Consider the following 20,945-nt stretch of genomic DNA (forward strand, 5'->3'; position numbering starts at 1 on the left):
CCGTGCGGCGCAGTGACTTTCGGGGATTGCCCAGCTGCCGGCTTTGCGGGCGCGGCTAACCCTGCGGGTAGAAGAGAAACAACACACAGCCCGACGCCGACTGCGGAATGTGCCATGATCCCGCCGGTGCGTGCAGGAAAGTCCCTGCGGGATAGTCGTTTACGCCGTCGTTGAACACGCCGGAGACGACGTACACTTCCTCTGGCCCTGGACTGTGATGGTCTTCGTCACCCCATACCGCGCCGGGGGCGATGGTCGTCACCGCCGCCTTGGCGCCATCTTCGCCCCGCCACAGCAGCCGGGCTGTGATGCCCGGGAAGATTTCGACCGGGTCGACGTCTGCCACTGACTTCCAGGCATACCCGGGGGCGTTGGGGCCGAACCAGGCTGCATCTCCTGCGACTGAGTCCACGGAATGCAAAACCAGGGCTCCCGTTGCGCTATTCCGACGACCCCACATTCCTGCTCGACGCCCCGATCCACCTGGACATGAAGAAGGCCCCCGGAGAGTTCTCCGGGGGCCTTCTCGCTAGTAGCGGGGACAGGATTCGAACCTGCGACCTCTGGGTTATGAGCCCAGCGAGCTACCGAGCTGCTCCACCCCGCGTCGGTGAATACAACGTTACCCAACGCTGCCGAATGAACCAAATCGTATGGTCAGACAGGGTTTTTGGGACCACCTGGTGAACCTGCGCCAGATGCAGAACTGCCCAACTCCCGAAGGAGTTGGGCAGTTTCTGACTCATGCGGACTACTTGGCGTCGCGGTACCTCGCCATGGCGTCGTCGAGCTTCTGCAGCGCGGCGCCGTACTGGGCGAAATTGCCGCTCTGCTGGGCCGCACGCATGCCGTCGAGGGCCGCGTTGACGTCTTGCAGGGCAGCCGCTTTCGCGGGCGACAGCGTCAGCGGCACGCCAGGTGACTGCACCGCGACCGGCGGGGGCTGCGGTCCCGCGGCAGGCGGCTGGACGGCCCCCGGAACGGCCGCCGGAGGCGGCGTGCCGGCCGGCACATCGGTCGGAGCCGGACCGGTCGCGGTGGCACCGGCGCCGGGCCCGAAGATGCCGTTGAGGGCGTCACGGACCGTCGGGCCGTAGCCGACCTTGTCGTTGTACATCATCGCCACGCGGATCAGTCGCGGGTACGACGAGGCCGCGTCACTGGCGCCCGGCGAGGCGTAAACCGGTGCGACATAGAGCAACCCGCCCTGCCCGACCGGCAGCGTCAAGAGATTGCCCCACCGGATCCGGTTCTGGTTGTCCCGGCCGATGACGCCGAGATCCTGGCTGACCGCGGTGTCGGTGCTGATCGCGTTGAACGCCAGCTTGGGACCGTTGACCTGACCCGGGATGGTCAGCACGGTGATCTTGCCGTACGTTGCCGGATCGGAGCTGGCGCTGATGTACGCGGCCAGGAAGTCCCGCCGAAACCGGTTCATCGCCGTGGTCAGCTGGAACGACGACGAATCACCACCCGTGGCAAGGTCTTTCGCGACGATGTAGTACGGCGGCTGGAAGCTGCTGGCCGTCGGGTTGGGATCGAGCGGCACGTCCCAGAAGTCCGATGTCGAGAAGAACGTCACCGGATCGTTGACGTGGTACTTGGCCAGCAGCATGCGCTGGACCTTGAACAGGTCCTCCGGGTAGCGCAGGTGCTCGGCGAGTTCCTTGCTGATGGCCGACTTCGGCTTCACGGTGTCCGGGAACACCTTCATCCACGCCTGCAGCACCGGGTCGTGCTCGTCCTGCTCGTACAGCGTGACGGTGCCGTCGTAGGCGTCGACGGTGGCCTTCACCGAGTTGCGGATGTACGAGACCTGCTTGTCCGGCAACATCCGGTTGACCGCAACCTCATTCGAGTCGGCGGTCGCACTCGACAGCGACGTCAGCTCCGAGTACGGGTAGTTGTCCAGGGTGGTGTAGCCGTCGACGATCCACACCATGCGCTTGTTGACGATCGCCGGGTAGACCGTCGAGTCGGTGGTCAGCCACGGCGCCACTGCCTCGACCCGGTGGGCCGGGTCACGGTTGAACAGAATCTTGCTGTTCGGCCCGATGACGCTGGAGAACAAGAAGTTCCGCTCGGCGAACTTGGCGGCGAAGACCGACCGGGCCAGCCAGTTGCCGATGTCCACACCACCGGTACCGCCGTAGGTGTAGTTCTTCGTCTCGGTGTTGGTCTCGTAGTCGTACTCGCGGTCGGCGCCGTTCTTGCCGACGATGGCGTAATCCGATGGCGCGCTGGCGATCACCGGACCGAAGTAGATGCGCGGCTGATCCAGCGGTGCCGGACCGGGCGACACGGCCGCGCCATTGGCGCCGACCACGCTGGCCAGGAACTCCGGGTAGCCGCCGTTCTGGTTGGGGTCATTGGCGATACCGCGCACGGTGTTGGCGGGCGAGGCGATGAAGCCGTTGCCGTGGGTGTAGACCGAGTGCTTGTTGATCCAGTCGCGCTGGTTGTCGATCAGCCGGTCCGGGTTCAATTCCCGTGCCGCGACGACGAAGTCGCGCAGCTTGCCGTCCGGCCCGTTGTAACGGTCGATGGACAGCTGGTCCGGGAAGCTGTAGAAGTTCTTGCCCTGCTGGAACTGCGTGAAGGCCGGCCCGACGATGGTCGGGTCGAGCAGGCGGATGTTCGACGTCGTCGCCCGGTCGGCCGCCACCTGCTCGGCGGTGGCGGGCGCGTTGCCGCTGTAGTCACGGTAGGTCACCGAATCGCCGGTCAACCCGTACGCGTCGCGCGTCGCTGTGATACTGCGACTGATGTAGTCGCGTTCCTTCTGCGCCGCATTGGGTTTGACGCTGAACTGCTCGACCAGCATGGGCCAGCCGGCCCCGACGATCACCGAGCTCAGCAGCAGCAGGACCAAGCCGATCGCCGGAATCCGCAAGTCCCGCAGCACCAGCGCCGAGAACACGGCCACCGCGCAGATCACCGCGATCGCCAGCAGGATCAGCTTCGCCGGCAGCACCGCGTTGATGTCCGTGTAGCCGGCGCCGGTGAACGGCTTGCCGGCCCGGGTGTGGCTGAGCAGCTCGTACCGGTCGAACCAGTAGGCAACGGCCTTGAGCAGCACCAGGATTCCCACCAGCGACACCAGCTGCATGCGCGCCGCACGGCTGAGCGCGCCCTGACGGCCCGACAGGCGGATGCCGCCGAACACGTAGTGGCCCAACAGGTTCCCGACCAGCATCAGGAAGACGCCGACGAACAGGTAGCCGAGCACCAGCCGGTAGAACGGCAGGTCGAACGCGTAGAAGCCCAGATCCTTGCCGAATTCGGGATCCGTGATGCCGAACGAGCCGCCGTGCAGGAACAGCTGCACCCGCACCCAGTAGGTCTGCGCCACGAAGCCGCCCAGCAGCCCGATGAACGCCGGGACACCGATGGCGAACAACCGCAGACGCGACAGGACGGTGGCGCGGTAGCGGGCCACCGGGTCATTGGGTCCGGACGCCGGCACGAACACCGGCCGGGACCGGTACGCCAGTGCCATTCCACCGAACGCCACGGCGCCGATGAAGACGCCGGCCACCAGGAAGACCACCAGGCGCGTCACCAGGACGGTGCTGAACACCGAACGGAAGCCGACCTCACCGAACCACAGCCAGTCCACGTAGGCGTCGACCAGTCGCGGGCCGACCATCAACAAACCGACGATCAGCAGCGCGATCCCGACCAGGATTCGGCTTCGTCGCGTCAGCTTCGGCATCCTCGCCGCAGGCCGCATCCCCACTCGTCAGCTCCAGTCTGTTGAAAAGTCTGTATGAAATCTGAAAAGGCCAGCTTGTCCTACGACTCTACGCAACCAGGGGTGATCGCGAGTTCAGCAGCGGGGAGGTTCGCCACCAGCGGACACGGCGTGCAGCGCGTCGACGGCACCACTGAGGTTCTCGACCTTGATCAGCCCGAGTCCGTCCAGGTGGGCCGAGACCGCTTCGGCGCAGTTCTCGGCGGGCACCATGAACACCGTCGCGCCGGCCTCGCGGGCGGCCAGCATCTTGTGCGTGATGCCGCCGATCGGGCCCACTTTGCCGTCGTCGCCGATGGTGCCGGTACCCGCAACGAACTTGCCGCCGTTCAGGTTTCCGTCGGTCAGCTTGTCCACCACGGCCAGGCTGAACATCAGACCGGCCGACGGGCCACCGATGTTGGCGAGGTTGAAGTCGATGACGAACGGCGCCCACGGCGCGTTGAGCACCGTCGTACCGAGGTAGCCGTAGTCACGGTCCTTGTTGGTGCCCAACGTGATGGTCGTGACGCCGATCCCGGCGTTCTTGCGCCGGTAGTCGAGCACGACGTGGTCGCCGGGCTTGGTCTTCTTCAGCAGTCCGGTGAACTCTTCGACGGTGGCCACCGGAATGCCGTTGACCGCATCGATGGCATCGCCGGGGCGCAATTGACCGGCCGAGGGCCCGGGATCGGCGACGGCCTGGACCGTCACCGCCTTCGGGTACTTCAGGTAACTCAACGCCGCGTACTCGGCGTCTTCCTCGGAGTTCTTGAAGTCGGCGTTGTTGGCCTTGTCGACCTGCTCCTTGGACTTGTCCGGCGGGTACACCAGGTCGCGCGGCACCAGCTGCTCGCGGCCCGACATCCACAGCGCCAGCGCCTGGCCCAGCGTCAGCCCGTCGCTCTGCGACACCGTCGTCATGTTCAGGTGTCCGGAGGTCGGGTGCACCTTGACGTCGCCCTTGATGTCGACGACCTTCTTGCCGTCGACCTCACCGAGCGTGTCGAACGTCGGGCCGGGACCCAGCGAGACGAAGGGCACGGTCACCACCGACACCAGTACGACGAACACGATGATCGGCACCAGAGCGACCACGAGCGTAGAAATCCGCCTGTTCACGCCGCCAACAGTAAAGCTCGTGGCTCGGTTCGCTGACAGCATGACCCGCGAAGCCACCCGCCGGCGATGCGGGCAGTACCGTTGACGGTATGGCTGACCTGCCTTTCGGCTTCTCCAGCGGCGAAGACCCCGACCGCGACAAGTCCAAGAAAGAACCTGGACCAGGCTCTTCCGGTGGCTCCTCGGACCCGTTCGGGTTCGGCAACGCGTTCGGCGGTCCCGGCGGCGCCGGCATGCCCGACCTCGGGCAGATCTTCACGCAGCTCGGCGCGATGTTCAGCGGCGCGGGCGCGTCGATGAACAATCCCCAGTCCGGCCCGGTCAACTACGACCTGGCCCGCAAGCTGGCGTCGAACTCCATCGGCTTCGTCAAGCCGGTGCCCGAGCAGACCGCGACGGCCATCTCCGACGCCGTGCATCTGGCGGAGACCTGGCTCGACGGCGTCACCGCCCTGCCGGCCGGCACCACCCGCGCCGTGGCGTGGACGCCGAGCGACTGGCTCGACAACACCCTCAACACCTGGAAGCGGCTGTGCGACCCGGTCGCCGAGCAGCTGTCGACGGTCTGGGTGTCGGCGTTGCCCGAAGAGGCCAAGGCGATGGCCGGACCGCTGCTGGCGATGATGTCGCAGATGGGTGGCATGGCCTTCGGCTCGCAGCTGGGCCAGGCGCTGGGGACGCTGTCCAAGGAGGTGCTGACGTCCACCGACATCGGCCTGCCGCTGGGGCCGTCGGGCGTCGCCGCGCTGATGCCCGAGGCCGTCGAGGCGTTCGGCGAAGGTCTCGAGCAGCCGCGCAGCGAGGTGCTGACATTCCTCGCGGCGCGCGAGGCTGCCCACCACCGGCTGTTCAGTCACGTGCCGTGGCTGGCCAGCCAGCTGCTCAGCGCCGTCGAAGCCTTTGCCAAGGGCATGAAGATCGATATGAGCGGCTTCGAGGAGATGGCCTCCGGCCTGGACCCGGCGTCGCTGATGGGCGACCCGGGCGCCATGGAGAAGCTGCTGAGCCAGGGCATGTTCGAACCGAAGGCCACCCCCGAGCAGGCCGCGGCGCTGGAACGACTGGAGACGCTGCTGGCGCTCATCGAGGGCTGGGTGCAGACCGTCGTCACCGCCGCACTCGGTGAGCGGCTGCCCGGCACGTCGGCGCTGAGCGAGACGCTGCGGCGTCGTCGCGCCACCGGCGGGCCCGCCGAGCAGACCTTCGCGACCCTCGTGGGCCTGGAACTGCGGCCGCGCAAGATGCGCGAGGCCGCCACGCTGTGGGAGAAGCTGACCGACGCCGTCGGCGCCGACAAGCGCGACGCCGTCTGGCAACACCCCGATCTGCTGCCCAGCGCCGCCGATCTCGACGAGCCCGCGGCCTTCATCGACCAGGCGCTCGGCGGCGACACCTCGGATCTCGACCAGGCGCTGGCCGATCTGGAGAAGGACCTCAAGCGGTCCGCCGACGAGGACGCTGGAGACGACCCAGCCGAGGGCTGAGTGCCTGTGGATAACTGATTCGCCGAATCGGCGTGCTGTTGGCACAGTTGGGCCATGATCACGTCCCGTCAGACCTTGAACCCGGCCATGCCGGTGTTGCAGCGGCCCGACGGGACGGTGCAGCTCGGCTGGGACCCGCGGCGCGCCATCGGCATTCGGCCACCGGACGGGTTGACGGTCGGTGACCTGGCGGACTTGCTGCGCGGCATGCAGAGCGGCGTCGACGCCGAGAGCAGCCAGGCGCTCGCGCTGGCGGCCGGGCTGACCGACGTCGACGGCTGGACCGGCTTGGTCGACGCTCTGAACTCAGCGGGACTGTTGCAGACGGCGCCGGATACCGGCCGGCGACCGGTGTCGGTACGCATTCACGGCAGCGGTCCCCTCTCGGACCTGTTGGCCGGCGCCTTGAATTGTTCCGGAACCCGGGTGCGCACCAGCCGATTCGGCCACGTGGCCGTCACGCGGGACGCCGCCGATCTGGTGGTGCTGTCCGATTTCCTGGTCGCCGACCGCCGTCTGGTGCGCGACCTGCACCGTGCCGGGGTCCCGCATCTGCCGGTGCGGATCCGGGACGGCACCGGGCTGATCGGTCCCCTCGTTCTGCCCGGGGCGACGAGCTGCCTGAACTGTGCCGACCTCCACCGCAGCGACCGCGACGCGTCGTGGCCGGTGCTGGCCGCCCAATTGGAGGGCACCGTCGGCAGCGCCGACCGGGCGACGGTACTGGCCACCGCGGCGGTGGCGCTCAACCAGGTGGACCGGGTGATCGACGCGATCCGCGGCGGCGGGGCCCGCGCAGAACCACCGCCGACGCTCGATGCCACCCTCGAATTCGACATCGGCTCGCGGACCACGGTGGTGCGCCGGTGGTCGCGTCATCCGCTGTGTGACTGGTGCGATCGACTGTCGTGACAACACGCGTTGCCATGTCGCTGCCGTGCACTCAGCAACGTCATGGATGATGTGAATGTGGCTGATATCAAACGGGGCAGTGTGGCACGCAACGCGAAGCTCGCCGGTCTGGCCGGCGGCATGGCGGGACGGGCGGCGCTGGGGTTGGGCAAGCGTCTGGCGGGCAGGTCCAAGGACGAGGTGACCGCCGAGCTGATGGACAAGGCGGCCAACCAGCTGTTCACCGTGCTGGGTGAACTCAAGGGCGGTGCGATGAAGGTCGGCCAGGCCCTGTCGGTGATGGAGGCGGCGATTCCCGAGCAGTACGGCAAGCCGTACCGCGAGGCGCTGACCAAGCTGCAGCGTGAAGCCCCGCCCCTGCCGGCCGCCAAGGTACACCGCGTGCTCGACGCGCAGCTGGGCACCAAGTGGCGCGACCGCTTCCAGTCGTTCGACGACACCCCGGTCGCGTCGGCCAGCATCGGCCAGGTACACAAGGCCGTCTGGTCCGACGGCCGCGAGGTCGCGGTCAAAATCCAGTACCCCGGCGCCGACGAGGCGCTGCGTGCTGACCTGAAGACCATCCAGCGTCTGGTCGGCGTCTTCAAGCAGCTGGCGCCCGGCGCCGATGTCCAGGGCGTCGTCGACGAGCTGATCGACCGCACCGAGATGGAACTGGACTACCGGCTGGAGGCCGACAACCAGCGGGCGTTCGCCAAGGCCTACGCCGGGCACCCGCACTTCAAGGTGCCGGCGATCGTGGCCAGCGCGCCGAAGGTCGTCATCGCCGAATGGATGGACGGCATCCCGATGTCGGTCATCATCCGGGAGGGCACCGTCGAGCAGCGCGACCTGATGGGTACCCGGCTGTCGGAGCTGACATTCGACGCGCCGGCGCGCCTGGAGATCATGCACGGGGACACCCACCCCGGGAACTTCATGCTGCTGCCCGACGGTCGCATGGGCGTCATCGACTTCGGCGCGGTGGCGCCACTGCCCGGTGGGCTGCCGACCGCGATCGGCGAGATGATCAGCCTGGCGCGGGACAAGAACTACGACAAACTGCTGCCGGTGATGGAGGAAGCCGGGTTCATCCAGCCGGGCGAAGAGGTCCCGATCTTCGAGGTCGACAACATGCTGCGGCAGTACGTCGAGCCGATCCAGACCGATGTCTTCCACTACACGCGGCGCTGGATCATGAAAATGGCTGCGGGCCAGTTGGACAACGGCGTGAACCAGATCAAGATGGCCCGTCAGCTCGACATGCCGCGGAATCTGGTCATCCCGCTGCGCGTGATCGCGTCGACCGTGGCGATCTGCTGTCAGCTGGACGCCCACGTCCCCGTGAAAGCCATTGCCACGGAACTAGTTCCGGGCTTCACGCCTTAGTCAACGGCGATTACGCGGCCGCTCGGCGCCGGCGAGCGGCCGCGTAATGCACGCCAAACACGGTGTGTCGGTGTACAAACACGGCCGCTCGCGGTTGGTGCCCCCCGATGTTGGGCCGCGGGGTCATGCCGCGACGACGTCCTTGCGCGGACGACCGCGCGGACGCTTGCGTGCGATGACGGCGCCGCGCTCGAGGATCTCCCCACCCCAAACACCCCACGGCTCTTCACGTTCCAGCGCCTCGTTGAGGCACTGGAGTCGGATCGGGCAGTCGGCGCACAGCGCCTTGGCCTGTTCCAGCTGAGTGGGGTTGTCAGCGAACCACATATCGGGGTCGCCGACATGACATGGCACCGCCAGCCTTTGTCGGCAAGTCTGGCTAGTCATGTCCTCATCACCTACTTCCTGGTCGTCTTGCGTCTCATCTGTCTGATGGATCGGTGACCAGGTGGTGGTTTTGAGGTTGTGCCCCAAAAACTTTGGCCACGGATCCGGTGGTTTCGGGTCCGTGGCCAGGTTTTGGCTGTTGTGGGCGCTACCTAAGTAGTGCCTCGCTTCACGGACGCGAAGGTCTTGGCGTTGCGCTTGCGCTGCGGGATGTCGGCGACATGTCCAGCCGTCGCGAGACGTGCCGCCGGCATAGCGGCGGCTGCAGCGACAGCAGGCATGGCGGGGACGTCAACGATCTGATGCCAACCGGCGCCGACGCGCGATACCGCCTCATAGGCGGCAGCGGTCAACGGCGCACGGGAACCAGAGACAGCGAGGACAGCGCCACGGGACGCATCAAAGCTGATCATCGGGGCCACCTCCTCAGCGGTCGACTGCGGATTCACAGGGTGCGAATTCGCGGGATTTCGTTGCGGCTTCGAGGCTAGACGTTACCACCAAAATCAGGCAAGCGATTTTTTGACCAGCAGTTTTGGCGCAATTTGCGCCATGTTTGGCGCAATTTAGCGGGGCTAACGGGACGCGTTCACCAATGCCAGCACATCCGGCCCGTATTGCTCCAGCTTGCGCGCACCGATGCCGGGAATGGCCACCAGCGCGGCATTGTCGGCCGGCAGGGCCTCGGCGATCGCGATCAAGGTGTTGTCGGTGAACACCACGTAGGCGGGCACCTTCATCTCCTGCGCGGTACGCAGGCGCCACTCCTTGAGCCGGCCGAGCAGCTCCTCGTCGAGGTTCGACGGGCACGATTCGCAGCGCCGCAACAGGATCGCGGTCGACGACGTCAACGCCGCATTGCAGACCCGGCAGCGCGGCGCCGGACCCCGTTTACGTTGCGGCTGTTGGGGTTCCCGGCGGCTCTGCGGTGTCAGCCCGTTGAGGAACCGCGAGGGCTTGCGGTTCTGCCGCCCGCCGGCGGCCCGGGCTAGCGCCCACGAAATCGTCAAATGCACTCTGGCCCTGGTGATTCCGACGTAGAAGAGGCGGCGCTCCTCTTCGACCGGTTCGCTGTCCGCGCCATGTGACAGTGCGTGCGAGATGGGCAGCGTGCCGTCGACCAGACCGACCAGGAACACCGCATCCCACTCGAGGCCCTTGGCGGCGTGCAGCGACGCCAGCGTGACGCCCTGCACCACCGGTGGGTGCCGCGAATCGGCACGCTGGCGCAGCTCGACCAGCAGGCCCTGCAGGTCCAGGTTGGGACGCACCGCGACTTCCTGCTCGACCAATTCGACCAAGGCCAACAACGCATCCCAGCGTTCCCGGGCCTTGGTACCCGCCGGCGGCTCGGCCGTCAGGCCCAGCGGTTCCAGCAGATCCCGGACCAACTGGGGCAGCTCGACACCGGCGACGTCACCCTGGTGTCCCGCGGCGCGCTGCAGCGCCAGCAACGACTGCCGAATCTCCTGGCGGCTGAAGAAGCCCTCACCCCCGCGCACCTGGAACGCCACCCCGGCCGCGGTGAGCGCCTCCTCGTACACCTCGGACTGCGCGTTGATGCGGTACAGCACCGCGATTTCCGAAGGGGCAGTACCGGATTGGATGAGCTTCTTGATGGCGGCGGCGACCGCGTTGGCCTCGGCGACCTCGTCGGGATGTTCCCGGAACACCGGCTTGGGCCCCGGATCGCGCTGACCGATGAGCTGCAACCGGCTGGCGGCCATCCGGCCGGACGCCGCCGAGATCACCTGGTTCGCCAGCGACACCACCTGCGGCGTGCTGCGGTAGTCGCGCTCCAGCCGGATCAGCGCCGCATCGGGGAACCGCCGCGAGAAGTCGAGGAGGTATTGCGGGGTGGCGCCGGTGAACGAGTAGATGGTCTGGTTGGCGTCACCGACCACCGTCAGGTCGTCGCGCTCCCCCACCCAGGCGTTGAGCACCCGCTGCTGCAGCGGGGTGACGTCCTGGTACTCGTCGACGACGAAGCAGCGGTAGCGGTCGCGGAATTCGCCGGCGACGGCGGCGTCGTTCTCGATGGCCGCGGCGGTGTGCAACAGCAGGTCGTCGAAGTCCAGCAGCGCCGATCCGTCGCGCCGGGCCTTGAGGCCCTCGTAACCGGCGTACACCGCGGCGACCTTGGCGGCGTCGAACGGGATGTCCCGCTCGATCTTGGCGACCTGCTCCGGGTACAGCTCGGGACTGATGAGGGACGACTTGGCCCATTCGATCTCACCGGCCAGGTCGCGCACGTCGTCGGTACTGGCCTGAATACCCGCGCGGTTCGCCGCCTGTGCGACCACCGCGAACTTGCTGTCGAGCAACTCCCAGCCGGTGTCGCCGACCACCCGCGGCCAGAAGTACCGCAGCTGCCGCAGCGCCGCGGCGTGGAACGTCATGGCCTGGACGGCCCCGGTGCCTTGTGCTCCGTCGATCTCGTTTTCCAGGCTGCGGAGGCGGCCGCGCATCTCTCCGGCGGCGCGCTGGGTGAACGTCACGGCCAGCACCTGACTCGGCGCGACGTGTCCGGCGGCGACGAGATAGGCGATGCGGCGGGTGATGGTGCGGGTCTTGCCCGTGCCGGCACCGGCCAGCACGCACACCGGGCCGCGCGGCGCGAGGACGGCCTCACGCTGTTCGTCGTCGAGGTCCTCGAGGAGTGTGGACGGCGGGGCCTCGGCTGGCATGGCCTCCATCATGGCAGGCGGGTGTGACACACGAGGCACCGCTGGGCGGCATGATGCGACGATCGGATACGTTGAGGTGCGTTATGAGTGCACTGATCATGTACAGCACGACCTGGTGCGGCTACTGCAAGCGGCTCAAGACCGCGCTGAAGGCCGAAGGCATCTCCTACACCGAGATCGATATCGAGCAGGACCCGGCGGCCGCCGAGTTCGTCGGTTCGGTCAACAACGGCAACCACGTGGTTCCGACGGTCAAGTTCCCCGACGGCTCGACGCTGACCAACCCCAGCATCAAGGACGTCAAAGCCAAGCTGAGTTAGGGATTTGTGCACGATTTTCCGCGCTGGCCGCGGATTTTCGTGCACAAATCACTGGGCCGCCCAGGATTCGATGATCTCCCGGGCGATGGAGATCGAGCCGGGCAGCAGCAGCCGGGTGTCCGCCGTGCTGTTCCAGTCGCCGTGCTCGAGGGCTTCGCGCACCTCGGCCCGGGTGAACCAGTCGGCCTCGGCGATCTCGCCGTCGTTGAACGAGAACGGCTGCTCCGGATCACCGATGGCGTGGAAGCCGACCATCAGCGAACGCGGGAACGGCCAGGGCTGACTGCCCAGGTACTTGACGTCGGTGACGGTCAGACCGATCTCCTCGGCGATCTCGCGCACCACGCAGCTCTCGAACGATTCGCCGGCCTCGACGAACCCGGCCAGCAGTGAGAACAGCCGCTCGGGCCAGTTGGTCTGCCGGGCCAGCACCGCGCGGTCGTGCCCGTCGTGCACGAGGCAGATGATCGCCGGGTCGATGCGCGGGAATTCCTCGTGGCCGCCGATGCTGTTGACCCGCGCCCAGCCGCCCTTGATCGGCTTGGTGGGCGCGCCGTCGATGGCGCTGAAGCGGGCGCTGTCATGCCAGTTCAGCAGGGCCGTCGCCGTCGAGACGAGCTGCGCGCTGATGTCGTCGAAGATGGGCCCGGCCCGGCGCAGGTCGAGGACCTCGACCGGCGCGTCCGTCCCGCCCGTCGGCTCCTCCAGTGCGGCGCGCACGCCCCACACGTGGCGGCCATCGGGCATCCGGCCCAGGAACACCGCGTGCTCGTCGGGCTTGTCGCCGAGTTCCGCGGCACGCCCGAGCACCACCCGGCCACCGGAGATCAACACCTGATTGCGGCGGTCCACGCGCAGCAGCAGCGCGTCCTTCCAGCCGGCGATCGCGGCGTCGACGTCGGTGCGCAGCGTGTCGGCCCGGTCGGCACCGACCCGGGACAGCAGCGGGACGTTACGCAGGGTGAAATCGCTCATCGCGGGGCTTACCGTTCGACTTCGGCGTTGCGGATGTAGAGCAGCCGGTCCCCGGCCGCCAGGGCGTCGACCTCAGGCGAGTCGACCCGCAGCAGCTGCCCGTCGCGCACCACCCCGAGCACGATGTCGGTCAAGTGCCGCGGCGAACCGCCGAGCTCCTTGGCCTCGACCTCGCGCTCGGAGATCGCGAAGCCGGCGTCGGGGGTGAGCAGGTCTTCGACCATCTCGACGACGCTCGGCGTCTGGGTCGCGATGCCCAGCAGCCGGCCGGCGGTCTCCGAGGACACGACCGTCGAGTCGGCGCCGGACTGCCGTAGCAGGTGCTGGTTCTCGGCCTCGCGGGCCGAGGCGACGATCTTGGCCTTGGGCGCCACCTCGCGCGCGGTCAGCGTGACGAGCACGGCGGTGGCGTCTTTGTCGGTCGCGACGACGATGGACTTCGCGTGCTGGGCGCCGGCGAGGCGCAGCACCTCCGACTTGGTGGCGTCGCCGACCACGGTGACCAGTCCGGCGGCACGCGCCCGGTCCAGGGCCGCCGGGTTCTCGTCGACGACGACGATGTCTCCGGGGGCGACCTCGTCACCGACCATGGCCTGGACCGCGGTGCGGCCCTTGGTCCCGTAACCGACGACGATGGTGTGGTTGCGCACGGTGCTCCTCCATCGCTGAATCTTCAAGGCTTGACGAGACTGCGTGGTCAGCGTCTCGACGGTCGTACCGATGAGCACGATCAGGAACGCGATCCGCATGGGCGTGATCACCAGGACGTTCACCAGGCGCGCGCTCGGCGTGAGCGGTGTGATGTCGCCATAGCCGGTGGTCGACAGCGACACCGTCGCGTAGTAGATGCAGTCCAGGAGCGACATCTCGTTCTCCTGGGCGTCGCGGTAGCCGTCGCGGTCGAGGTACACGACGAGCACCGCGGCGGCGAGCACCAGCAGCGCGTAGATGACACGGCGCACGATCCGGCGGATGGGACTGACGAACGCTTCCGGAATCTGCAGCACATCAACCAGATCCGCGTTCTGGCGGCTCGTGAGGTTCTGTTCCATCGCGGCCATGCGCCGCGACAACCTAACGCGAGCCATGCGGCTCCATTATCTGGCGGAGACTCACCACGAGACGGCTCGGCACAGCACTATGTAACCATGACCGCCGCCAACAGCACTGCCAACACCACCCCCAGCCAGGCGCCCGCGTACCGAATGGGCGCGCTGCTCGTCGGAATGGGCGCCCTGCACTTCGTCGCACCGAAGCCTTTCGACGGCATCGTCCCGGCGGAACTCCCCGGCACGGCACGGTTCTACACCTACGCGTCGGGCGTCGGCGAAGTCGCCACCGGCGCCGCGCTGCTCCTGCCCCGTACCCGCAAGCTGGGCGCGCTGGCCGCGGTCGCACTTTTCCTCAGCGTCTTCCCGGCGAACGTCAACATGGTCCGGCTGTGGTGGCCCAAGGGGTGGCCGGCCCGCATCGCGGCACTGGCCCGGCTGCCGTTGCAAGTGCCGATGGTGACCCAGGCACTCAAGATCTACCGCAACTCACCCGAGGTGAACTAGCGCCGCCAGCTCGTCGGCGCCGGGCAGGTCGGTGGGTGCCACCGTCTGCCCCGCGCGCACGTAGTGGAAGACCGCCCGCACCGCATCGACGGGTACGCCCTGGATGGACGACCAGGCCAGGCGGTACACCGCCAGCTGAATGGCCTTGTTGCGCAGCGTTTCCGGAGTGGTGGGCGGATCGCCGGTTTTCCAGTCGAGCACGGTGTAGCCACCGTCGGCGTCGGCGAACACCGCGTCGATACGGCCGCGGATCACCCGGTCACCGATCACCATGTCGAACGGCACCTCGATGTCGATCGGGGTACGGGCCGCCCACTCCGAGAGGGCGAACGCGGCCTGCAGGTCTGCCAGTTCCTCGGCGACGGCCTGCCCCAGCTCGGCGTCGACCGCACCGGGCAGGTCGTCGAGGTCGAACAACCGCTCGGCGGAGAAGTACCGCTGCACCCAGTCGTGGAACGCGGTGCCCAGCAGCGCCTGCGGGTCCGGCCGGGCCGGCAGCCGTCGCTGCAGCCGCTGCAGTGCACCCGACCGGTCGCTGCCCAGGTCGACCAACGTGCTCACCGACAACTGCGGCGGCAGGTCGAGCGGACCGCGCTCCTGGGCCCGCTCGCGCTCGGCCAGCAGGGCGTCCACGTCGGCAGCCCAGCCGTGCCGGTCCTCGAGGTCCTCGGCCCCTGCGGCGAGCGCCTGGGCCACCAGGGCCGCGCCCCGGTCGACGTCCCCGCGCCGGGAACCAGCCGGGTCGACGGGCCAGGAGCACTCGACGACGTTGTCCCGCAACGGGTTGACGGCCTTTTCCGCGGGTGCCGGGGCCCACTGCTCGATTTCGCCGCAGGGGTCGCCCTCCTGCGCTGCCCGTTCGATGATGTCGCGCATCTCGATCAGGAAGTCAGAAGGTCCCGCCGGTTTCCCGGCCGTCGTCCCCCAGTGATATCCGGACAACAGCAGGGTGTCCTCGGCCCGGGTGAGGGCCACGTAGAGCAGTCGGCGTTCCTCATCGGTGCGCCGCTGATCGAGCAGCGCCTTGTGCGCGGCGATCTTGTCCGCCAACATCTTCCGGTCGTAGACGTCGGACGTGTCGAGCACCGGCACGCCATGCTCGGACAGCTCGGCACGGTCCCCACGCAACAACGGCGGCAGGTCCCCCGCGTCGGTCAGCCAGGTGCGCTGCGACGCCGTCGACGGGAACACCCGGGCAACCAGGTGCGGAACCGCGACGATCTGCCATTCCAGGCCCTTGGCCGCGTGCACCGTCAGGATCTGCACGCGGTCCGAGGCCACCGTCACCTGTGCCGGGGCCAGCCCGTTCTCCACCTCCGCGGCCGCGGTCAGGTACGCCAGCAGTCCGGCGATGGATGCTGCGCCGTCCGGTTCTGCGGCCGGCCGGGCGGCGTATCCCGCGACCACATCGGCGAAGGCATCGAGATGTTCGGTGCCGCGCCAGCCCTCGGAAACCCCACTGGCCGCGCGGGTTTCGGCGTCGATACCCAGGACCCGACGCACTTCGGCGACCAGATCCGGCAGCGGCTGGTGCAGGTGCGCACGCAGCTGGCTCAGTTCGGCGGCCAGGGCGAGCAGCCGGCGGTGTCCTTCGGGTGAGTAGCGGTCGGCCGGGCCCGGATCACTGATCGCGTCGGCCAGGCAGGCGTGGTCGGCGTCGGGGGCGACCTGTGCGACGGCCTGCTCGGCGGCCGACCCGGACGTCCGCGCCGGGTCGGGCGCATCCAGTTCCGAGGCGCGGCGCCACAGCGCGGCCAGGTCGGCTGCGCCGAACCGCCACCGCGCGCTGGTGAGCACCCGCATCGCGGCGACCCCGGCGGTCGGTTCGGCGACCAGGCGCAGCATCGCGACGACGTCAGCGACCTCGGGGATGGCCAGCAGCCCGGCCAGACCGACCACCTCGACGGGCACCCCGCGGGCAGTCAGCGCCTCGGCGATGGGCGCGGCGTCGGCGTTGCGGCGCACCAGGACGGCGGCCGTCGGCACCGGCTCTCCTGCGGCCACCGCGCCGTGGTACCGGCGGGCCAGGTGGTCGGCCACCCAATCACGTTCGGCGACAACATCGTCCAGCAACGCGCACTGGATGGTCCCCGGCTCGGCGCCCGGGCGCGGCAGCAGTTCGCGCACGCTCACACTGCGGCGCCGTGCCTCGGCGGACACCTCGTTGGCCAGCTTGAGTGCCCGCGGCGGATTGCGCCAGCTGGTCCGCAATTCCAGGGTCGGGGCCGGCGAACCGTCCGACAGGCGGAAGTCGGTGGTGAACCGCGGCAGGTTGGTCGCCGACGCGCCGCGCCAGCCGTAGATCGACTGGATGGGATCCCCGACGGCCGTCAGCGCCAGGCCGTCGTCGACGCCGCCGCCGAACAGCGACGACAGCGCGACCCGCTGAGCGTGCCCGGTGTCCTGGTATTCGTCGAGCAGGACGACGCGATACCGCTCCCGCAGCTGCGCGCCGACCTGCGGGAAACGCTCGGCCAGGCGGGCCGCGGCCGACATCTGGCTGCCGAAGTCCATGACCTGCGCTTCCCCCATGCGCTGGTGCACGGCATCGATCAGCGGCACCAGCTCGGCCCGCTCGGTCTGGGTGGCCAGCAGGTTCAGCAGCGACTGGGTGGGCCCGCCGCGTTGGCCCGGGCCCCCGGGGAGCGTGAGAATGAGCCGCTCCAGCTCGTGATGCGTGTCGCGCACGGCGTCGGTGTCGACGAGATGCTCGGACAGCTGGCCGGCCAGGCGCAGCACCATCTGGGTGACGGCGGCCGGGGACTTGTCGGTGTGCAGCTGCCCCGGGAAGTCGGACACCACCCGAAAAGCCAACTGCCACATCTCGGTTTCGGTGACCAGCCGGGTGGCCGGCTCGATGGGCAGCAGCAGCCCGTACTCGCGCAGCAAGGTGCCCGCGAAGGCGTGGTAGGTGCTGACGGTGGCGTGCTCGTCGGCCAGCGAGACGCCGGGCAGCAGACCCGACCCCGCCAGGCGGGCCAGCCGGGTACGCACACGGCGCAGCAACTGTCCGGCGGCCTTGCGGGTGAAGGTCAACCCCAGCACCTGTGACGGCGTGGCATAGCCGTTGGCCACCAGCCACACCACGCGCGCGGCCATGGTCTCGGTCTTCCCGGCACCGGCCCCCGCGATCACCACCAGCGGTCCCGGCGGCGCGGCGATGACCGCCGCCTGCTCGTCGGTCGGGGTGAACAGCCCGAGCGCCTCGGCAAGTTCGGCGGGGCTGTACGTCACGAGCATGCCCCCTTCGTACCCTGCGCCGGGCACATGTCCCGCACCGGGCACGTCGCACACCCGGAACCGACGCGCGCGACGAAGTGCGGCCCGGCCGTCGCCGCGGCGGCGTCGGTCACCCGCTGCCGCCACTGCGCCTGCGCCGTCTCCCCCATCGGATCCTGTTCGCGTTCGGTGGCGCCGGTCTTGGCAGGTTTGGCCGGATACACCAGCCGACCACCGCCGGGCTGATCACCATGCGGCACAACACCTTCGGCGATCGCCAGCTGGTACAGCGCGAGCTGGGCGTGCTCCTGGGCATCGGCCTTGGTGGCGGGGCTCTTGCCGGTCTTGACATCGACCACCACGAGGCGGCCCTCACGGTCCCGTTCCAGGCGGTCGATACGTCCCTTCACCTGCACCTGCAGCCCCTCGTCGGCGATCGTGCCGGACACCTCGAGTTCGGTACCGACCTCGGTCAGCTCACCGCGGGTCTCCTGCCGCCACGTCGTGAACGTCGCCAGCATGGCGCGGTACCGCTCCAGCTCGTTGTCGGCATACCAGTTCGAATCGAAAGGCAGCTGCTGCCAGACCTTTTCGAGTTCACCCCGCAGCTGCGCCTCGCTGCGACCCGAATCGGCAACCAGGGCGTGCACCAGCGAGCCCAACGCCGACCGCAGATCGCGGCCGTCGCTGCCGCCGTGGCGCTCCAGCATCCAGCGCAGCGGGCAGTCGGTCAGGGTCTGCACGGTCGACGGCGACACCGTGACGACGTGGTCGTCGCCCGACCACAGCGGCTCGGCAGTGGACAGCGCCGTGCTGGCGTACCACTGCGCCGGGTCGGCGCCCGGCACGCCGGCCTCGGCCAGCCGGGCCAATTGCGCTGCCGCACACAGCCGGTCGGTTTCCTCGACCGCGCCGTCGGGAGCACACACCACCGACCGCAACCGGCCGACCACTGCCGACGGCGACAACACGGCGGGCGCATGCACCGGGAGCTCGTCGGCGTCGGGGTCGGTGCCGCCGGCCAGGGCCGCCAGCTCCTCGAAGAACGTCGACGGCAGCAACGCCTCGTCACCGTTGTCGCTGTCCACGGCCGTCACCAGCACGCGGTTGCGGGCCCGTCCCAGCGCGGCGACCAGCAGTCGCCGTTCCTCGGCCAGCAGCGGCGCGGTGGCCGACATGCCGCGCACATCGCCCACCCCGTCGACGATGTCGAGGAGCTGCTGGGTGCCGAGTACGCCCCCACGCGGAACGGTGTTGGGCCACAACCCTTCCTGCAAGCCCGCGATGACCACGAAATCCCACTCCCGCCCCAGCGCGGCATGGGCACTGAGCACGGCCACCTCGTCGGCCTCGGCGCGCTCGGGAGCCGAACCCGCCCAGGAGAGAGCGCGGACGTGGTCGATCAAGCCGGCGAGGGACGCCGCCGCGGTGCGGGCGACGTACTGGTCGGCGGTGTCGAACAGCGCGGTGACGGCATCCAGATCGGCGTTTGCCGCCACCCCGGCCGCACCCGGACGCCCGGCCGCGGCCTGCCACCGGCGCGACAACCCGCTGGCGTGCCAGGCCTGCCACAGCACGAAACGCGGATCCTGGCCCGCGGTCGCCGACCGGCGCGCCGCGTCGAGAACCGCGAGGACGCGCCGCACCGGCCGTGCCAGCTGATCGGACAGCGAATGTTCGGTACTTCCGGTCAGCGCCTCGACGAGCAGGTCACCGAAATCGCGACCGCTGCCGTCCGCGCGGCGCAGCGCGCGCCGCAACTGGCGCAGTGACACCGGGTCCACGCGGCCGATGGGGCCGGTCAGCAGAGCCAGCGCCCGGTCACCGGTCAGTTGGTCGGCGACGCAGTCCAGCACCGTGAGCAGCGCGCCCACCGCCGGATGCTGCGCGGGTGGCGCCATGCCGGCCTGCTGCTGCACCGGCACCCCGGCGGCGCTCAGGGCCCGGGCCAGCGCTGTCCCGGCCCGCGGTACCGAGCGCACGATGACGGCCATCTGCGACCACGGCACGCCGTCGACCAGGTGCGCGCGTCGCAAGGCGTCGGCGATCAACGCGGACTCGGCATGCGGCGATCCGGCGACGCGCACCGCCAGCGAGCCGAGCTGATCCGTCGTCGCCGGCGTCAGGGCCCGGGACGCGTCCACGCCGGGCAGCCGCCGCGCGACGGCCGCGACCGCTCCGGCCACCGCGGGCGAGCACCGGTGGGACTCGGTCAGCACCACCTGCGGCTGGTCATCGGGGCCGTACAGCAGCGTCGGCTCGGCGCCGCGGTAGCCGAACACGGTCTGGCTCGGGTCACCGGCGATGACCGTCAGCTGGGCACCGGCCGCCAGCACCCGCACCAGCAGCGCGGCCTGCGGATCGAGGTGCTGCGCGTCGTCGACGAGCAACAGCTTGATGCGGGCGCGTTCGGCGTCCAGCAGCGCGGGATCGACGGCGAAGGCCTCGAGCGCGGCGCCCACCAGCTCGGCCGCGCCCAGCGCGGGCACCGTCGCCTGCGGGGCCGCCATGCCGACGGCGCTGCGCAGCAGCATGACCTGCTCGTAGACCTGGGCGAACCGGGCCGCCGCCACCCACTCCGGACGGCCGGCCTTGCGGCCGATCCGGCGCAGATCCGCGGGGTCGACGCCGCGTTCGGTGCAGCGGGCCAACAGGTCCCGCAATTCGGTCGCGAACCCCGCGGTGCCCAACGCCGGCCGCAGGTGCAGCGGCCAGTCCACGCTCGCCTCGTCGCCATCCTCCAGATCACCGGCGAGGAGCTCGCGGATGATGCCGTCCTGCTCGGCACTGGTGATCAGGCGCGGCGGCGGGTCACCGGCACGCTGCGCGGCCTGCCGCAGCACGGCGAACGCGTAGGAGTGCAGGGTGCGAACCAGCGGCTCCCGGGTGACCTGGCCGGTATCGCCCAGCAGCGCCGAGGTGATGGCGCCGCGGACCCGGCTGCCCAGCCGCGCCGAACCGGTGAGCAGGAGCACCGACTCCGGATCGGTTCCCGCCGCGATATGTGTTGCCGCCGTGCGGATCAGCAGCTCGGTCTTCCCGGTTCCGGGGCCGCCCAGCACCCGCACGACACCGCGCTGCCCGGGCTCGGTCAGGGCATTAACCGAGCCGGGCGCGGTGAGTGCGGAGTGCGGGGCGGCCATGGCAGGAATGCAACCACGGGGGTACGACAAGTTCGGCCG

Annotated in this window: 15 protein-coding genes and 1 tRNA gene; 5 read left to right on the forward strand and 11 right to left on the reverse strand. The window is 69.2% G+C overall.

The features are described 5' to 3' along the window. Positions 1-55: 55 nt before the first annotated feature. The 4 genes from ACJH6J_RS04105 to ACJH6J_RS04120 all read right to left on the reverse strand — a co-directional run bounded on the left by ACJH6J_RS04105 (position 56) and on the right by ACJH6J_RS04120 (position 4,855). Positions 56-412: a cupin domain-containing protein gene (locus tag ACJH6J_RS04105; RefSeq protein ID WP_212806541.1), complete on the reverse strand. Its 357-nt coding sequence runs from the start codon at positions 410-412 to the stop codon at positions 56-58. 121 nt (positions 413-533) lie between these two features. Further along, a tRNA-Met gene (locus ACJH6J_RS04110) sits at positions 534-607 on the reverse strand. A 144-nt stretch (positions 608-751) separates the two neighbouring features. After that, the gene (locus ACJH6J_RS04115; RefSeq protein ID WP_212806542.1) at positions 752-3,739 is read right to left on the reverse strand and encodes a UPF0182 family protein; all 2,988 of its coding nucleotides are present in this window, start codon (positions 3,737-3,739) and stop codon (positions 752-754) included. A gap of 90 nt (positions 3,740-3,829) precedes the next feature. Next, the gene (locus tag ACJH6J_RS04120) at positions 3,830-4,855 is read right to left on the reverse strand and encodes a PDZ domain-containing protein (RefSeq protein WP_318984135.1); all 1,026 of its coding nucleotides are present in this window, start codon (positions 4,853-4,855) and stop codon (positions 3,830-3,832) included. Between the two features lie 89 nt (positions 4,856-4,944). Between ACJH6J_RS04120 and ACJH6J_RS04125 the strand changes: the two genes are divergently transcribed. From ACJH6J_RS04125 to ACJH6J_RS04135, 3 genes are read left to right on the forward strand one after another with little or no spacing between them, the layout of a single operon-like run. Continuing rightward, the gene (locus ACJH6J_RS04125) at positions 4,945-6,339 is read left to right on the forward strand and encodes a zinc-dependent metalloprotease (RefSeq protein WP_318984134.1); all 1,395 of its coding nucleotides are present in this window, start codon (positions 4,945-4,947) and stop codon (positions 6,337-6,339) included. Between the two features lie 54 nt (positions 6,340-6,393). After that, a complete protein-coding gene (locus ACJH6J_RS04130; protein ID WP_406803554.1) occupies positions 6,394-7,251 on the forward strand; it encodes a TOMM precursor leader peptide-binding protein in 858 nt (285 codons plus the stop codon). 42 nt (positions 7,252-7,293) lie between these two features. After that, a complete protein-coding gene (locus ACJH6J_RS04135; RefSeq protein WP_406803555.1) occupies positions 7,294-8,619 on the forward strand; it encodes an ABC1 kinase family protein in 1,326 nt (441 codons plus the stop codon). 123 nt (positions 8,620-8,742) lie between these two features. Here ACJH6J_RS04135 and ACJH6J_RS04140 read toward each other — a convergent pair whose 3' ends face one another. The 3 genes from ACJH6J_RS04140 to ACJH6J_RS04150 form a co-directional block, all read right to left on the reverse strand. Further along, on the reverse strand, positions 8,743-9,006 hold the full coding sequence (locus tag ACJH6J_RS04140; RefSeq protein WP_029105582.1) for a WhiB family transcriptional regulator: 264 nt from the start codon (positions 9,004-9,006) through the stop codon (positions 8,743-8,745). A 152-nt stretch (positions 9,007-9,158) separates the two neighbouring features. Continuing rightward, positions 9,159-9,419 (reverse strand): hypothetical protein, encoded by a 261-nt coding sequence (locus ACJH6J_RS04145; protein WP_406803556.1) that lies wholly within the window; start codon positions 9,417-9,419, stop codon positions 9,159-9,161. A gap of 162 nt (positions 9,420-9,581) precedes the next feature. Then, positions 9,582-11,693, reverse strand: a complete 2,112-nt coding sequence (locus ACJH6J_RS04150) for an ATP-dependent DNA helicase UvrD2 (protein ID WP_406803557.1) — start codon at positions 11,691-11,693, stop codon at positions 9,582-9,584. Positions 11,694-11,776: 83 nt separating this feature from the next. Between ACJH6J_RS04150 and mrx1 the strand changes: the two genes are divergently transcribed. Beyond that, positions 11,777-12,013, forward strand: a complete 237-nt coding sequence (mrx1, locus tag ACJH6J_RS04155) for a mycoredoxin (protein ID WP_212806548.1) — start codon at positions 11,777-11,779, stop codon at positions 12,011-12,013. A 48-nt stretch (positions 12,014-12,061) separates the two neighbouring features. Here mrx1 and nudC read toward each other — a convergent pair whose 3' ends face one another. Both nudC and ACJH6J_RS04165 read right to left on the reverse strand, forming a co-directional pair. Beyond that, positions 12,062-12,988 carry an NAD(+) diphosphatase gene (gene nudC, locus ACJH6J_RS04160; RefSeq protein WP_212806549.1) on the reverse strand — a complete coding sequence of 309 codons (927 nt, stop codon included), beginning with the start codon at positions 12,986-12,988 and terminating at the stop codon, positions 12,062-12,064. A gap of 8 nt (positions 12,989-12,996) precedes the next feature. Further along, positions 12,997-14,076 carry a TrkA family potassium uptake protein gene (locus ACJH6J_RS04165; protein WP_212806550.1) on the reverse strand — a complete coding sequence of 360 codons (1,080 nt, stop codon included), beginning with the start codon at positions 14,074-14,076 and terminating at the stop codon, positions 12,997-12,999. 60 nt (positions 14,077-14,136) lie between these two features. Between ACJH6J_RS04165 and ACJH6J_RS04170 the strand changes: the two genes are divergently transcribed. Beyond that, entirely contained in the window at positions 14,137-14,544 is a 408-nt protein-coding gene (locus ACJH6J_RS04170) for a hypothetical protein (RefSeq protein WP_318984129.1), read from the forward strand. Here the strand turns inward: ACJH6J_RS04170 and ACJH6J_RS04175 are convergent. Next, on the reverse strand, positions 14,527-17,784 hold the full coding sequence (locus tag ACJH6J_RS04175) for an ATP-dependent DNA helicase (RefSeq protein ID WP_318984128.1): 3,258 nt from the start codon (positions 17,782-17,784) through the stop codon (positions 14,527-14,529). The two genes, ACJH6J_RS04170 and ACJH6J_RS04175, sit on opposite strands and share 18 nt — an antisense overlap. Then, the gene (locus ACJH6J_RS04180; RefSeq protein ID WP_318984127.1) at positions 17,775-20,906 is read right to left on the reverse strand and encodes an ATP-dependent DNA helicase; all 3,132 of its coding nucleotides are present in this window, start codon (positions 20,904-20,906) and stop codon (positions 17,775-17,777) included. Before ACJH6J_RS04180 ends, ACJH6J_RS04175 begins: the two co-directional genes overlap by 10 nt. Between the last annotated feature and the right edge of the window lie 39 nt (positions 20,907-20,945).

It is taken from the genome of Mycobacterium sp. SMC-18 (assembly GCF_045310895.1).
Taxonomy (GTDB): Bacteria; Actinomycetota; Actinomycetes; order Mycobacteriales; family Mycobacteriaceae; genus Mycobacterium.

Coding starts and splice junctions, on each gene's coding strand:
- ACJH6J_RS04135 (WP_406803555.1), top strand. CDS start 7,294: ATGGATGATGTGAATGTGGCTGATATCAAACGGGGCAGTGTGGCACGC.
- ACJH6J_RS04170 (WP_318984129.1), top strand. CDS start 14,137: ATGACCGCCGCCAACAGCACTGCCAACACCACCCCCAGCCAGGCGCCC.
- nudC (WP_212806549.1), bottom strand. CDS start 12,988: ATGAGCGATTTCACCCTGCGTAACGTCCCGCTGCTGTCCCGGGTCGGT.
- mrx1 (WP_212806548.1), top strand. CDS start 11,777: ATGAGTGCACTGATCATGTACAGCACGACCTGGTGCGGCTACTGCAAG.
- ACJH6J_RS04145 (WP_406803556.1), bottom strand. CDS start 9,419: ATGATCAGCTTTGATGCGTCCCGTGGCGCTGTCCTCGCTGTCTCTGGT.
- ACJH6J_RS04130 (WP_406803554.1), top strand. CDS start 6,394: ATGATCACGTCCCGTCAGACCTTGAACCCGGCCATGCCGGTGTTGCAG.
- ACJH6J_RS04165 (WP_212806550.1), bottom strand. CDS start 14,076: ATGGCTCGCGTTAGGTTGTCGCGGCGCATGGCCGCGATGGAACAGAAC.
- ACJH6J_RS04175 (WP_318984128.1), bottom strand. CDS start 17,784: ATGCTCGTGACGTACAGCCCCGCCGAACTTGCCGAGGCGCTCGGGCTG.
- ACJH6J_RS04140 (WP_029105582.1), bottom strand. CDS start 9,006: ATGACTAGCCAGACTTGCCGACAAAGGCTGGCGGTGCCATGTCATGTC.
- ACJH6J_RS04125 (WP_318984134.1), top strand. CDS start 4,945: ATGGCTGACCTGCCTTTCGGCTTCTCCAGCGGCGAAGACCCCGACCGC.
- ACJH6J_RS04150 (WP_406803557.1), bottom strand. CDS start 11,693: ATGCCAGCCGAGGCCCCGCCGTCCACACTCCTCGAGGACCTCGACGAC.
- ACJH6J_RS04180 (WP_318984127.1), bottom strand. CDS start 20,906: ATGGCCGCCCCGCACTCCGCACTCACCGCGCCCGGCTCGGTTAATGCC.